This window comes from Rhodobacteraceae bacterium S2214 (assembly GCA_025141675.1).
In the GTDB taxonomy this organism is placed as follows: domain Bacteria; phylum Pseudomonadota; class Alphaproteobacteria; order Rhodobacterales; family Rhodobacteraceae; genus Yoonia.
The window spans coordinates 1,752,149-1,763,523 of the sequence record CP081161.1; the positions used below are offsets into that span (position 1 = coordinate 1,752,149).

Below are 11,375 nucleotides of genomic sequence, written 5' to 3' on the forward strand. Positions count from 1 at the left end.
CCCTGCTAGTCCAACAATGAGCCCCAGTTCATTTTGGTGTACCCTTCGCGAAAAGCGAATGTTTCTAGATGGCTGTCGATTGCCCTGCGTGATCGTTCAAGACCTTCTTCGTTAGCTGCTGTCAAAACGACATCAAGCCGCTCGCGTGTTGCTGTCAGCGTTGCTGAACCAAACGGGAACTGTGCAGTGCCGGACGTTTCATCGAACTGTACTTCAATTTTGTGGGCGAAGTGTTTGCACAATTGTTGAAGGTATCGGCTTGCGTGTTCGGTCGGGAATTGTCCGCGGTCTGACATTTCGACTTGCATGTGATTTTATCCTGAGTATTTGTGTCGGAAATAATGCCTGACTGATTCACTCAATAATGTCTAGCCGCCGCCCGACGTTCTCTTACCTGAAAGGTTCACCATGAAAACGATGATCGTCGCGGCGGGTTTCGCCGCTATGCCTGTGCTGGCTCTGGCCCAAACCACCGAGATTGAAACCGCAGTTGGGGCGGTTACAGTTCCGGTGGCGCCCGAAACCGTAGTGACATTTGATCTTACTGCATTGGACACGCTGACAGCACTTAGTGTTGATGTAGCTGCCGTTCCGGTCATCGCGCCGCCGTCCTATCTTGCGGACGCGTTCGACGGTACGCCGACGGTGGGCACGTTGTTTGAACCTGATTTCGAAGCCTTGGCTGTCATGGCACCGGATTTTATCATCGCTGGTGGGCGGTCGCAGTCGCAGGTTGAACCCTTGTCCGCTATTGCACCGACCATCGACATGACCATCTCTGGCGACAATCTTTTGGCGGATGCGCAGGCGCGTGTCACGGCCTACGGCACGATGTTTGCGCAGCAAGACACGGCGACCGCGCTGCTGGACGACCTTGATGCCGCCATTGAGAACGCGCGCAACGTGACGGATGGGCAAGGCAATGCATTGATCGTCCTGACCAACGGCGGGAAGGTGTCCGCTTATGGCGACGATTCTCGATTTGGTTGGCTACATACCGCATTGGGATTGCCAGAAGCGTTCCCAGAGCTGAACGCCGAAACCCATGGCGAAGCGATTTCTTTTGAATTCATTGCGGAAGTAAACCCTGATTGGATTTTCGTTGTCGACCGTGGCGCGGCCATTGGCCAAGAGGGGGAGGCGGCAGCTGTGACGCTGGATAACCCGTTGGTTGCAGGTACGACGGCAGGTCAGAATGATCAGATTGTGTACCTCGATTCTGCGCGTCTGTACCTCGTGGGTGGTGGATACCAGTCCATGACGGGCACGATTGACGAAGTTGTCGCCGCGTTTTCCGCTGAGCCAAGCTAAGGCAGACCCGTGCAATACAGGCTCTATGCGGCCCTAACGCTCGCCCTTCTCGTGGGGGCGAGTTGTTTGATTGGGGTTGCTGATATCTTTGCGGGCGATCTTGATCGGCAAATGGTGATGCTGGTCAGTCGTTTGCCACGCACGTTCGCCGCACTTCTGGCTGGGGCCGGATTGGCGCTGGCGGGTGTGGTGGTACAGATGTCGGTGCAGAACAGGTTGGTAGAGCCCAGTTTGGTTGGCACACCAGAATCCGCAATGCTTGGCCTTCTTATCGTAACGCTGATCGCACCCGGTGCCGCGCTGATGATAAAAATGTCGGTCGCGGCTGCTACTGCATTAGTCGGCACGTTGGGATTTCTTTGGCTGGCCCGCCATGTGCCACGCCGTGATCCCGTGTTGTTGCCATTGGTCGGACTGATCTACGGCGGCATCATCGGTGCTGCGGTGTTGTGGTTGGCCTGGACGACAGACCTTGTGCAGTACATCGGTGTTTGGCAAAGCGGCGAGTTTTCGGGCGTGCTGCAGGGCAGGTATGAACTGCTTTGGATTGTCGCAGCGATAGCCGCGCTGGTCTGGTTCGCGGCGGATCGCATTACCATGCTCGGCCTTGGTGAAGACGCGGCGCGCAGCCTTGGGTTAGACTATCGCCAAACCTTATTGGCGGGGCTGATCCTTGTGTCGATCATCGTGGCCGTCGTCGTGGTCAGTGTCGGGTCTATCCCGTTTGTCGGATTGGTTGTGCCCAATATCGTGTCGCGCTGGCGGGGCGATAATCTGCGCCGGAACTTGCCGCTCGTGGCATGGTTGGGCGGTTGCATGGTGCTGGGTTGTGACATCATTGGTCGCGTGATCCGCTTCCCCTATGAGATTCCCGCTGGAACGGTTTTCGCTGTGATCGGCGCGGGCATTTTCCTGTGGCTGCTGCACGCGGCCCCGAGGCAATTCCATGGTTGAGCGGCGTCTGTTCTTCTTGATCGGCCTGCTGGTTGTGGCTTGCGGCCTGTTTCTATTCTGGAATTTGCGTTCGCCAATGGGGTTCATCCTGTCGTTGCGATTTACCAAAGTGGCTGCACTCTGCGTGGTTGGTGCCGCGATTGGCACAGCCACGGTATTGTTCCAAACCATCGCGTCCAATCGCATGCTCACCCCCGGCATTGTCGGTTTTGACGCGCTGTTTGTATTCATCCAACCGGCATTGGTCCTGACATTGGGCGGTGTCGGCTTCGCTGCCCTGCCACCCTTGGCGCAGTTCGGGATGGAAACGGCTATCCTTGTGATCGCGGCCGTTGCGCTGTTCAGCGTACTCTTGCGCAATGGCGCAGAGGACATACTGCGCCTCGTGTTGACGGGCGTCATCCTTGGCGTGTTGCTGCGTGGGTTGGCGGGATTGGCGCAACGCATGCTAGATCCATCCGAATTCACTATCGTTCAGCAAGCCACCTTCGCTACTTTTGGGGCGGTTGACGAAACCCAATTGGCGGTTGCTGCGGTGATCCTTGGGGCATCCCTATTTGGCGCGCTAAACATCGCACGCTATCTGGATGTGGTCGCGCTTGGGCGAAACGTGGCGTTGCCGCTAGGCGTTGATTATGACCGTGTCGTGTTCATGGCATTGAGCCTTGTGGCGTTGCTGGTGGCCACTTCAACCGCGCTTGTCGGGCCGATTACATTCTTGGGCTTGCTTGCGTCCAGTCTGGCCCATGCGGTCCTTCCGTCATGGCGTCACACGCAGCTTTTGCCCGCCGCCGCAGTGATTGGGGCGACCATCCTCGTCAGCGGACAATTCGTCTTTGAACGCCTGCTCGGGTTGCAATCCACATTGACAGTTGTGGTTGAATTTGTGGGCGGCGTTCTTTTCCTTTTCCTCGTTTTGCGCAGGTCTAAACCATGATCCACGTTGATAATTTAACGGTCACAATGAACGGAACCGACATCTTGAAGGATGTGTCGCTGAAGTTCGGGCAGGGTGGGATTACCGCCCTCATCGGTCCCAATGGTGCGGGGAAATCGACCTTGCTGACCGCGATTGCCGGACTGATTAAGACGACGCAGGGGCAGGTTAAGGTAGAAGGGTGCGACATGATCAACGCCCGGCCAGCCGAACGGGCCAGTCGCGTGGCGTTGCTTGCGCAGAACGAACAGGTCACCGCAAGGCTTAGTGTGCGTGAACTAGTGAGCTTCGGACGTTGGCCCCATCACCAAGGACGCCCCAAAGAAGAAGATCACCGCAAGATAGCCGACGCGATCGCGGCATTTGATTTGGGTGCCTTGGCAGACCGTCGATTGGATTCCCTGTCTGGCGGTCAACGCCAACGGGCTTTTATTGCAATGGCATGGGCGCAAGAAACGCCGTGGTTGCTGTTGGATGAACCATTATCCGCGCTTGATCCACGTCATGTGCGCGACATTATGGATCGCCTGCATGCGCTGACCAGACCCGGCCAAACCCAACGTAGCGTCATCATTGTGCTGCACGACCTTGGGGTCGCAGCACGCTATGCGGACAGGATTGTCGCCTTGAAAGACGGACGATTGGTTGTCACTGGCCCGCGCATCCTGACCATGACTGGTCCGATGTTGAGCGATCTATTCGAAACCGGTCTGGCAATGAAACAAGTCTCTGGTCATGACGTGGTGGTGCCAAGTTAAAGGCGAGGCGAGTTTAAAGGGTCTTTTGCAACTGATCATGCTTGCCACACTGCCGAAGCTCTGGCAGGCTTTGCATAGGCAGATAGCGATCTGCGGATCGGTCGTTCCTAGCGCCACAAAAATAATTATTGTAAATCCTAAGTTTTATTTCTACCGTCAGCCCACGCCCAATTGGGTATCGATACTTAGGGGCTGAAATAATAATATAAATCAAAGATTTACCCCATAAAGACGCGCGATTCCGAACAAGACGCGTCATACGACCGGATTTGCAGCCGGTTCCCAAACCAACAAAACTGCCTGCATAAAACTAACACGAACGGAGAGGTTACTATGAAAAAAACAACTGCCCTTTTGACGGTTGCGGCGCTGATGTCGTCCGCCGCTGTGGTCAATGCTGAAACACTTCGCTGGGCCCGTGCGGGCGACGCGCTGACGCTTGATCCGCATTCCCAAAACGAAGGCCCCAGCCACACAATGCGTCACCAGATGTATGAGCCGCTGATCATCCGCGACACTGCCGGGAACTTTGTTCCGACACTGGCGACTGACTGGGCACCAAGTGCTGACAACCCGAATGTGTGGGTGTTCAACCTGCGCGAAGGTGTGAAATTCCACGATGGTGCTGACTTCACAGCAGAAGACGTGGTCTTCAGCTTTGAGCGTGCAAAGCAGCCTAATTCTGACATGAAAGAACTGATTGGTTCGATCACCGCTGTTCGCGCTGTCAGCGATTATGTGGTTGAGATCGAAACAGACGGTCCAAACCCGATCCTGCCATCCAACCTGACCAACCTGTTCATGATGGACAAGGATTGGACAGAGGCAAATAACACAGTCAATGTTCAAGACTTTGAAGGCGGCGAGATCACTTTTGCTACGACAAACGTCAACGGCACCGGTGCGTATACACTTGTCAGCCGTGAGCCAGACGTGAAAACCGTGATGGCCCGCAACGAAGCCTATTGGGGTCGCGACGAATTCCCGCTGGAAGTCAGCGAAATTGTCTACACACCAATTCAGAACGCTGCGACTCGCGTAGCGGCTTTGTTGTCTGGTGAAATCGATTTCTTGCAGGATATGCCGGTTCAGGATTTGGCGCGCGTAGGCGATGCTGACGGTCTTGTTGTGAAGCAAGCCCCACAAAACCGCGTTATCTTCTTTGGTATGAACCAAGGCGCTGACGATATCGAAGCTGATGATGTTGATGGTGCTAACCCATTGGCTGACGTTCGCGTTCGTAAAGCGATGTCCATGGCGATCAACCGCGATGCGATTCAACAAGTTGTAATGCGTGGTCAGTCCGAACCAGCTGGCATGATTGCCCCGCCATTCGTGAACGGCTGGACTGCTGAAATGGACGGCGAAAGCGTCACTGACGTTGAAGGCGCCAAGGCGCTGATGGCTGAAGCTGGCTACGAAGATGGGTTCTCTATCCGTTTGGATTGCCCGAATGACCGTTACATCAACGATGAAGCGATCTGTCAGGCGGCTGTTGGCATGCTGGGTCAGATCGGTGTCACCGTGAACCTTGATGCAATCCCGAAGGCGCAGCACTTCCCGAAAATCACTGATGGTGCGACGGATTTCTACATGCTGGGTTGGGGTGTTCCAACTTATGATTCCGAGTACATCTTCAACTTCCTCGTGCACGGTCGTGAAGACGACATCGGGACATGGAACGGCACTGGCTACGACAACGATGAGCTGGACGAAACCATCAAGTCGCTTGCATCCAACACCGATCTTGACGCGCGTAACGCGGACATCGCCGGCATCTGGCGTGTGATTCAAGACGAGCAGCTTTACATCCCGATCCACCACCAGGTGCTGAACTGGGGTATGGCTGAAAACGTTGGCATCGAGGTCGATCCAGAGGATCAGCCACGCGTCAAATACTTCACCATGCAGTAAATTCGCATGACGGCGCGCCCGCTTTATGTGGGCGCGCCTTTTCGACTGGACAGGTGGGGCAGGCTGCCCCCGTCCAGTTTCCAATCCTTTCAAAACTTGTCCAGCGGCCCGTCGGGCTGCGCTGGCAAAGCAAGGCCTTCGCGATGCTGCCGTTTATCCTTAAACGCATATTCCAGTCCCTTTTGGTGTTGATCATCACCGGGGCAATTGCGTTTTCAATGTTCACCTTTGTGGGCGATCCCATTGACAACATGCTGGGTCAAGAACGCACGATGGAAGACATCGAACGTCTGCGCGCGCAGCTTGGTCTGGATCGACCGATCCCTGTGCAATACGTTAAATTCTTGGGTGAAGCCGTGCAGGGCAATTTTGGCGTCAGCTACCGGCAAGGCCGCGAAGTGTCTGAAATTATTATGGAACGCGCCCCCGCAACGCTGGAGTTGGCCGCACTTTCCGCCATTTTCGCCATCGTCGTAGGGATTGCACTGGGTGTGTTTACCGCGATCCGCCGCGACGGGTTTGTTGCGAACTTTATCATGTCCGCCTCGTTGATCGGGGTGTCCTTGCCGACGTTCCTGATCGGGATTTTGTTGATCTATCTGTTCTCTGTCGAACTGGGATGGTTGCCTAGCTTTGGCCGCGGCGAAGTCGTGCAGGTTGGCTGGTGGACCACGGGTTTCTTGACAGAATCCGGTTTGAAAGCCTTAATACTGCCGTCGATCACGCTGGGCCTTTACCAAATGACACTGATCATGCGGCTTGTCCGGTCTGAGATGCTTGAGGTCCTGCGCCAAGATTACATCCGGTTTGCCCGCGCCCGTGGGCTCAGCGAACGGGTCATCAATTTCCGCCATGCTTTGAAGAACACGATGGTACCGGTGATTACGGTGATCGGTCTTCAGCTTGGCGCGATTATCGCTTTTGCGATCATTACTGAAACCGTGTTTCAGTGGCCCGGTTTGGGCCTGTTGTTCATCAACGCAATTCAGTTTGTCGATATTCCGGTGATGGCCGCGTATCTGATGATGATTTCGGTGATGTTTGTCGTCATCAACCTTCTGGTGGATATCTTATATGCCTTCATTGATCCTCGTCTTAGGGTGGCCGCGAAATGACTGATCACCCGAATTCCACAACCGAGGTCGTGCCGTCACGCATGCGCCGCGCGCTTGATAGCGACTTGTTTTACGCTTTCAAACGGTCCCCTGTTGCGATGGTGTCTGCGGTGGTTGCCACTTTGCTGATCCTGTCGGCGGTGTTTGCGCCTCTGATCGCGCCGACCAACCCGTTTGATCCATCGTCATTGAACCTGATGAACGGGTTTACGCCACCCACGGCGCCGAATGCCTTCACCGGCGAGACGTTCTTGTTAGGCACCGACGATCAGGGCCGCGATGTATTTTCGACTATCCTGTACGGGATGCGGATTTCTCTTTTCGTGGGCTTTGCTGCTGTCTTGTTTGCCGTCGTGCTTGGCATCTTCTTGGGGCTGCTTGCTGGTTACTTTGGCGGCTGGGCTGACAGTTTCATCATGCGGGCAGCCGACGTGCAGCTGACGTTCCCGTCGATCTTGGTGGCGATGCTGATCTTCGGGATCGCTAAGGGGATTACACCCGTTGAAAACCGCGACCAGATGGCGATTTGGGTCCTGATCCTTGCGATTGGCTTGTCCGATTGGGTGCAGTTTGCCCGCGTTGTGCGCGGGGCCACGCTGGTCGAGAAAGGCAAAGACTACGTATCAGCTGCGCGGCTGATCGGTCGAAAGCCTTTTATCATCATGTTACGCCACATCCTGCCGAATATTTTGTCGCCCGTGTTGGTGATCGCCACGATTTCACTCGCGCTTGCAATCATCGCAGAAGCCACGCTGAGCTTCCTTGGCGTCGGCGCACCTGCCACACAGCCTTCTTTGGGCACGCTGATACGCGTCGGCCAAGGTTTCTTGTTCTCAGGCGAATGGTGGATCTTGTTCTTCCCGGCCTGCACTTTGCTTGCGCTGGCCCTTAGCGTGAACATGCTGGGCGACTGGCTGCGTGACGCTTTGAACCCGAGGTTAAAATGACCGAACCTGTCCTATCCATCCGTGACCTGACCGTCGAAATCCCGACCCGGCACGGCCTGTTCAAGCCTGTGCGCAACGTGACCTACGACATCCGGCCCGGTGAAATCCGTGGCGTGGTTGGCGAAAGCGGGGCGGGCAAATCGATGACCGGCAATGCCGTGATTGGCCTGCTAGATGACCCTGCGCGGATCGCGTCTGGCGAGATTTGGCTTAAGGGGCGTCGTATCGACAACCTGAGCGTCGAAGAACAACGCGCCATTCGGGGTCGTGAGATCGGGATGATCTTTCAGGATCCGCTGACGTCATTGAACCCGCTGTTTACCATTGGTGAACAACTGGTTGAGACGATCCAGTTACATCTCAAGGTATCCGCCAAAGAAGCCAAAGAACGTGCTTTGGCCTTGCTTGATCGTGTGTCGATCCCCGATCCCAAGACCCGTTTTGACCAGTACCCGCACCAGTTTTCCGGCGGTATGCGGCAACGTGTGGTGATTGCGCTGGCGCTTTGTTCAGAGCCGTCTGTGATCGTGGCTGACGAACCCACGACCGCGTTGGACGTGTCGATCCAAGCCCAGGTTCTTGATCTGATCAAGGAACTGGCCCGCGAGACCCAAGTTGGCGTGATCCTTGTGACCCACGACATGGGCGTGATCGCGGATACCACCGAACAAGTCACGGTGATGTACAACGGACAAGTGGTAGAGAACGGGTCAACCGATCAAGTTCTCAGCGCGCCGAAGCATGAATATACCAAGTCGCTGATTTCTGCTGTGCCGCGTCCGCAGGTCAAACTGCACCGTTTTCCGCAGGTCAGTTATGGTGGCCGTGAGACGACGTTCAAGATCGAAGACCTCGCGCGGAACTGGACCAAATCAGAACCGTCGAAATCCGGCAAGCTGCTTGAGGTCGAGGGGATCACGAAGAAATTCTTGGAAAAATCAGCGATCCTGCCGTCGTGGCGAACCTATTTTACGGCTGTGGACGAGGTATCGTTTGATATCAAAGACGGCGAGGTCTTCGGGCTTGTCGGCGAAAGCGGGTCTGGTAAATCCACCGTTGCGCGGATGATCGGCACGCTGCTTGATGTGGACGGAGGCCGTATCAAGTTCGACGGTGATGATGTGACGGCGATGACGCCTGCCGAAATTGCAGGGTATCGCCGCCAAATCCAGATGATCTTCCAAGACCCATTTTCCAGTCTTAATCCACGGATGAAGGTCGAAAGCATCGTGGCTGAACCGCTGGTGCATCACAAAATCCTGCCGCCTGACCAGATCAGCGGGCGGGTGCAGGAATTGCTGGATCGTGTTGGGCTGACCCGTGCGGCGGCGGCGAAATATCCGCACGAATTTTCGGGCGGGCAACGCCAACGGATTTCCATCGCGCGGGCCTTGGCCACGCAGCCACGGTTCCTGATCTGCGACGAACCAACCAGCGCGTTGGACGTGTCTATTCAGGCGCAAATTCTGAACATTCTGAAAGATTTGCAGGAACACCTTGGCCTGACCATGCTGTTTATCAGTCACGATCTACCGGTTGTCCGCCAAATGTGCGACCGCGTTGGCGTAATGAAACAAGGCCAATTGGTCGAAGTGCAAGATACTGAGACGCTGTTCGCCAACCCGCAGCAGGACTACACTAAGAAGCTACTAGAGCTGATGCCACGGCTCGCGCAGTTGTCGGGGTAGGCGATGATCGGGGGGGGGAGTATCGAACCGGCCAAGCTGGGGCAAATGATCCGGAAATGCCGGCAGCAACGCAAGCTGACGCTGAAGGAATTGTGCGACAAGGCAGGCATATCTGTGGGGTATCTGTCGCAGGTTGAACGCGGCAATGCGACGCCGTCGCTGGGCACGCTCGCGCAGATTTCACATGCGTTGGATCTGGGGCTTGATTACTTTGTCGCCCGCCCGAAACCGGGCGATGCTGTGTCTTATGCGGATAAGCGCCCGAAGTTTTCGATTTCGGATTCGGGCGTGACGTATGAGGCGTTAAGCTCCGAGTTTCCCGGTCACGAACTGTCTGCATATATCATGAACTGCCCACCCGGTTTTGTGTCTGAGACGTTCCAGCACGAGGGTGAGGAGTTCATTTATATCCTCAGCGGCTCTATCGAGAAAACACTGGACGGAGAGGCCTTTACCCTGCGCGAGGGTGACAGCCTGCATTACAACGGCATGACCCCGCACGCATGGAAAACGCTCGGCGACACGCCAGCCCGCATGATGTGGACGGGAACATTGGTCGTGCTGCAAGGACCGACAAAAAACTGGCTGCCCGGCCAAGATGGCTAGGGCGGTTATCGCAACTGGAGGGTCGTATGACTGACATCACGGACAACAGATTGGCACGGTTGCGCCAGCGAATGGCCGACACGAACACCGATTTGATCGCTATCGGTCCCAGCAGTCATATGCAGTGGTTATTGGGGCTGAACCCGCATGGCGATGAACGGCCTGTGATGGCTTTGGTGACGGCTGATAACGCTGGTGTCCTGATGCCGAAGCTGAACGCCGACGCCGCGCGCACCCAATGCGACAGCGTCCCGTTTTACGAATGGAGCGATACGGATGGCCCGCTGGATGCGCTGACCGCCTTACTAACTGAACTTGACGTTAAACGTCCGGGCCTCAGCGTTGTCCTTGATGAAATGATGCGGGCGGATTTCGCGTTCTTGCTACTGGATCAGCTTGACGCCCCAACCCGTAGGTTTACCCAAGACACGGTCGGTCTGTTGCGGGCGCAAAAGGATGCCGATGAGCACAAGCTGCTGCGCGACTGCGCCCGCCTGAACGACAGCGCATTTGAACTGGCCTTTGCGTCGCTGCGCACGGGTATGTCTGAAAACGACGTCAAAACGATCATCGTCGATCACTACCGCGCCCATGGGGCAGAGCCGGCGTTCTGTATCGTGGCTTTTGGCCCAAACAGCGCCTTCCCGCATCACCACACGGGTGCGGATGTGTTGCAGCCCGAGATGGCTGTGCTGATTGATGCGGGTTGCCGATTGAACGGTTATCCGTCCGATATGACGCGGTGTGCGTGGTACGGGGATACGCCTGAGCCTGAGTTCACACAGGTCGCGGGTATTGTGGAAGATGCGGTGCAGGCGGCGTTGTCTGCGGCCAAACCCGGTGTTGCGTGCAGCGCAATTGATGGGGCCGCGCGGGGTCTGATTGAAACTGCAGGCTATGGTTCTGCGTTTTCACATCGGACGGGGCACGGGTTAGGCGTTGATGTGCATGAACCGCCCTATATGACGGCGAGCAATGATCAGGCCCTGAACGCTGGAAACGTCTTTTCGATTGAACCGGGTATTTATTTGACGGACGCTTTCGGCATCAGGCTAGAGGACATCGTTCATCTTGGACCTGATGGGCCAGAAGTTCTGTCCGGTTTGTCCCGGAAGGTGTTACAGATCGCACCCCGCTAGGGGATC

11 protein-coding genes are annotated in these 11,375 nt (G+C 55.9%); 10 read left to right on the forward strand and 1 reads right to left on the reverse strand.

Annotated features, from left to right (window positions below):
• Positions 1-5 precede the first annotated feature (5 nt).
• Positions 6-308, reverse strand: a complete 303-nt coding sequence (locus K3729_08765) for a DUF2218 domain-containing protein (GenBank protein ID UWR00836.1) — start codon at positions 306-308, stop codon at positions 6-8.
• A gap of 100 nt (positions 309-408) precedes the next feature.
• Here K3729_08765 and K3729_08770 point away from each other — a divergent pair, with 100 nt between their 5' ends.
• From K3729_08770 to K3729_08815, 10 genes are all read left to right on the forward strand, one after another.
• The gene (locus K3729_08770) at positions 409-1,311 is read left to right on the forward strand and encodes a siderophore ABC transporter substrate-binding protein (GenBank protein ID UWR00837.1); all 903 of its coding nucleotides are present in this window, start codon (positions 409-411) and stop codon (positions 1,309-1,311) included.
• Positions 1,312-1,320: 9 nt separating this feature from the next.
• Positions 1,321-2,265 carry an iron chelate uptake ABC transporter family permease subunit gene (locus K3729_08775; protein UWR00838.1) on the forward strand — a complete coding sequence of 315 codons (945 nt, stop codon included), beginning with the start codon at positions 1,321-1,323 and terminating at the stop codon, positions 2,263-2,265.
• The gene (locus tag K3729_08780) at positions 2,258-3,202 is read left to right on the forward strand and encodes an iron chelate uptake ABC transporter family permease subunit (GenBank protein UWR00839.1); all 945 of its coding nucleotides are present in this window, start codon (positions 2,258-2,260) and stop codon (positions 3,200-3,202) included. The genes K3729_08775 and K3729_08780 overlap by 8 nt, the downstream gene beginning before the upstream one ends.
• A complete protein-coding gene (locus K3729_08785; protein UWR00840.1) occupies positions 3,199-3,960 on the forward strand; it encodes an ATP-binding cassette domain-containing protein in 762 nt (253 codons plus the stop codon). Before K3729_08780 ends, K3729_08785 begins: the two co-directional genes overlap by 4 nt.
• 333 nt (positions 3,961-4,293) lie before the next feature.
• Positions 4,294-5,874, forward strand: coding sequence for an ABC transporter substrate-binding protein (locus K3729_08790; protein UWR00841.1), 1,581 nt, complete (start codon positions 4,294-4,296; stop codon positions 5,872-5,874).
• A gap of 143 nt (positions 5,875-6,017) precedes the next feature.
• On the forward strand, positions 6,018-6,989 hold the full coding sequence (locus tag K3729_08795) for an ABC transporter permease (GenBank protein ID UWR00842.1): 972 nt from the start codon (positions 6,018-6,020) through the stop codon (positions 6,987-6,989).
• Complete coding sequence (locus tag K3729_08800) at positions 6,986-7,936, forward strand: ABC transporter permease (protein UWR00843.1); 951 nt, start codon at positions 6,986-6,988, stop codon at positions 7,934-7,936. The genes K3729_08795 and K3729_08800 overlap by 4 nt, the downstream gene beginning before the upstream one ends.
• Complete coding sequence (locus K3729_08805) at positions 7,933-9,624, forward strand: ABC transporter ATP-binding protein (protein ID UWR00844.1); 1,692 nt, start codon at positions 7,933-7,935, stop codon at positions 9,622-9,624. The genes K3729_08800 and K3729_08805 overlap by 4 nt, the downstream gene beginning before the upstream one ends.
• A 3-nt stretch (positions 9,625-9,627) precedes the next feature.
• Positions 9,628-10,230: an XRE family transcriptional regulator gene (locus tag K3729_08810; GenBank protein UWR00845.1), complete on the forward strand. Its 603-nt coding sequence runs from the start codon at positions 9,628-9,630 to the stop codon at positions 10,228-10,230.
• 26 nt (positions 10,231-10,256) lie between these two features.
• Entirely contained in the window at positions 10,257-11,369 is a 1,113-nt protein-coding gene (locus K3729_08815; protein ID UWR00846.1) for a Xaa-Pro peptidase family protein, read from the forward strand.
• Positions 11,370-11,375: the final 6 nt, after the last annotated feature.

What these genes read in the sequence shown, in the direction of transcription:
- K3729_08795 (UWR00842.1), top strand. Translation starts at nt 6,018, where the DNA reads ATGCTGCCGTTTATCCTTAAACGCATATTCCAGTCCCTTTTGGTGTTG.
- K3729_08780 (UWR00839.1), top strand. Translation starts at nt 2,258, where the DNA reads ATGGTTGAGCGGCGTCTGTTCTTCTTGATCGGCCTGCTGGTTGTGGCT.
- K3729_08805 (UWR00844.1), top strand. Translation starts at nt 7,933, where the DNA reads ATGACCGAACCTGTCCTATCCATCCGTGACCTGACCGTCGAAATCCCG.
- K3729_08810 (UWR00845.1), top strand. Translation starts at nt 9,628, where the DNA reads ATGATCGGGGGGGGGAGTATCGAACCGGCCAAGCTGGGGCAAATGATC.
- K3729_08815 (UWR00846.1), top strand. Translation starts at nt 10,257, where the DNA reads ATGACTGACATCACGGACAACAGATTGGCACGGTTGCGCCAGCGAATG.
- K3729_08765 (UWR00836.1), bottom strand. Translation starts at nt 308, where the DNA reads ATGCAAGTCGAAATGTCAGACCGCGGACAATTCCCGACCGAACACGCA.
- K3729_08770 (UWR00837.1), top strand. Translation starts at nt 409, where the DNA reads ATGAAAACGATGATCGTCGCGGCGGGTTTCGCCGCTATGCCTGTGCTG.
- K3729_08800 (UWR00843.1), top strand. Translation starts at nt 6,986, where the DNA reads ATGACTGATCACCCGAATTCCACAACCGAGGTCGTGCCGTCACGCATG.
- K3729_08790 (UWR00841.1), top strand. Translation starts at nt 4,294, where the DNA reads ATGAAAAAAACAACTGCCCTTTTGACGGTTGCGGCGCTGATGTCGTCC.
- K3729_08785 (UWR00840.1), top strand. Translation starts at nt 3,199, where the DNA reads ATGATCCACGTTGATAATTTAACGGTCACAATGAACGGAACCGACATC.